Source organism: Moorena sp. SIO3I6 (genome assembly GCF_010672095.1).
The window spans coordinates 1-2,537 of sequence record NZ_JAAHHU010000642.1 but is presented as its reverse complement, the minus strand read 5'-3'; the positions used below and the strand labels follow the sequence as shown (position 1 = coordinate 2,537).

General features: G+C 41.5%; 4 protein-coding genes. All 4 read right to left on the bottom strand.

The genetic code is table 11. The features are described 5' to 3' along the window. The coding region (locus tag F6K49_RS40750; RefSeq protein ID WP_293106625.1) for a helix-turn-helix domain-containing protein at positions 1–429 on the bottom strand (429 nt) is incomplete at its 3' end. A 24-nt stretch (positions 430–453) separates the two neighbouring features. Next, positions 454–1,101 carry an IS607 family transposase gene (locus F6K49_RS40745; RefSeq protein WP_293030796.1) on the bottom strand — a complete coding sequence of 216 codons (648 nt, stop codon included), beginning with the start codon at positions 1,099–1,101 and terminating at the stop codon, positions 454–456. Between the two features lie 252 nt (positions 1,102–1,353). Beyond that, a complete protein-coding gene (locus tag F6K49_RS40740; RefSeq protein WP_143727696.1) occupies positions 1,354–1,728 on the bottom strand; it encodes a mannan-binding lectin in 375 nt (124 codons plus the stop codon). A 468-nt stretch (positions 1,729–2,196) separates the two neighbouring features. After that, a partial coding sequence (locus F6K49_RS40735) for an ABC transporter permease (protein ID WP_293106620.1) occupies positions 2,197–2,537 on the bottom strand: 341 nt, incomplete at its 5' end.

Here is a 2,537-nt window from a genome sequence, read left to right as displayed (position 1 = left end):
AATTCGGAAGGTTCCTAATGTAGGAATCGTGATAAATTTTCCAGCTTTTACTAAGCGCTTCCCATGTCCATCATCAACCGTAAAACACCATTGATGACGTTTCTTTTTAAATTGAGGTATCCCTGAACAAAGCTTCGGATCGCGCCAACGACTGAAAGCTTTTTTCAAATCTCTCAAAGAGTTTTGATAGATGCGAGAAGAGTATTGATTACACCAGGCAAAATCAGGATTCTTTTTGGTGACGTTGGTGAAAATCTTTTTGATAGCAGTCAATCGCTTAGCATCCGAAGCTTTAACACAGTCATTGTCCCAAGAAGACATCATGATGCTGAGACCGTAGTTATAGACGAACCGAGAGAAGCCAGCGCAACCAGCTAAGAAGCCAGATTGTTTGTGATTGACTTTAAGTTCTCGTTTGAGTGCATACATGATGTGTATCCTGGGAATTCGACCTTAAACTTGTACTTCCATTTCTACTTTAGCGCAATTTTCCGGATTGTCGATGTTTTTGTCAATATTTTCTTTAATTGGTTGGACATATCGACGTAGACCGTAGAGCCGACAAGAGAAACAGTGAATAATTGCCATCAGGTCTTCCACCATTTCTTGTTGGGGACTAAGTGACTCATTGTTAGTCACAAGGATATTACAATCTGAATAGTCAGCTAACTCAACGATCAGCTCGAAGGCAAACCTACATAGACGGTCTTTGTGAGCTACGACGATTGTAGAAATCTGTCCGGATAGCATACGGAATATCAGGTTTAGAAACTTCTTACGTTTGAAATTAAGACCACCACCGACTTCTTTAATCACTTCATCAATTTTAATTCCAGAAGCACAGCAGAAGGTATCCATAGCTTTGACCTGGTTTTCAAGTTCGGGTTTCTGAGCGGGGGATGATACGCGACAATAAACAACTACCAGCCGCTTTGCATGTACACGGGATAGACCTTTAAGTTGATTGATATGCTTCTGGGTGTAAATACGATGATTGCCAAGGCTGCGATCGGCTACCAATTTTCCCGAAATATCCCAACGCTGGAGAGTTCTAACGGTGACACCAGCGATTTTGGCGAATTCATGAGGACGATAATGCATCTTCGACAATCCTGTGTAGGTTTGTCGAAGATTGTGGATGATTCAAGGACTAATTGTCAACTCTCACCAAAAATTCCAAACGAGGGTAAAGCAATACCCTCGTTGACGCGCCTTTCATCCCCACTTCACAGCAGGATGGAGTATTAAGCGCTAGCTATCAAAAAGTAATCATCCTCAGGTGGGATCATTACTTTTTGATTACTAATTACTAACTTTTTATAAATACTTAGTAATTGCTTAGACTTCCACAAACTAGGAAAATTTGCAGGAACAAACAGACATTGCACCCCATACAGTTGTCCACCAGTTACCATCCCAGGCACCAGCTTTGTTCTCACAGACGGCAGGACACTTACCTTTAGCATCATCATTATTCCAAATCGGACCAGCTTCAAGAGCTAAGGTTTGATCGCAGCCACAGACAGACATTTCACCTGGTACGGTAGTAACCCAGTTACCATTCCACTTAGTACCTGATTTCTCACAGACGGCAGGACACTTAGCTTCAGCATCACCCTGATTCCAGATTGGACCAGCTTCAAGGTCGTAAGCGAAAGCGTTAGCTGCAAGACTAAACGCTAAAGTCACACACATGACCAGGGCAATAACGATTTTCTTGAGATTCATAACCTTATCCTAAATTGGTTTCTATATTTTAGAACGTTTGGGAAGGTTATTTTGTGACAAATTTTTGGCTCTTCCGTACTTGTTATGCTAAATTAACAGTTTAGCGAAGGGAGCTTCGGAGCAGGGACTGAGGCCGTTGGCCACGCTACGCGAACGGAGCAGTGGAAAGAGGCAGTATTTATAAATTTTTGTTAATTAAATAGCCTCATAATCCTTCTAGAGTAAGCTTTTGGTTTTTTTTAAATGTGAATTTAGCATACTAGGTACTGAAGACCCAAATTTTTTGAGTTCTGGAGAGATTTTTTATTTATCAAAAATAGTTGTTTAATTTTTATTAAACTATTTATTAGATCATATCATGTCCGGATAATGACCCTTAATACCAATCTTTCTGATTACCCCATTTCCCCATCCCCCATCTCCTCATCTCCCGATCTGCATCTGTCGTTCTACTTTAAACAATTGCGATTAGTACCGAATACGGGGGTCAATCAAAGCATTAACAATATCAATGGCAATACTTGCGATTACCACAATAGTGGCAAAAAATACCATAATCCCTTGCACCGTCGGGTAATCCCGCCCAGAAATTGCCTCATACAACCGATTCCCTAACCCTGGCCAAGAGAACGTCACCTCTGTTAACACTGCTCCACCTAACAAAGCAGCTAAGGTCAACCCGAGCACTGTAATCACAGGAATCATGGCATTTTTCAGAGCATGGGCAAAAACAATGCGCCTTTCGTGAATACCTCTAGCTCTGGCCGCTTCTACATAATCAGCCTTGAGAGTTTGCTTCAAGTTTACCC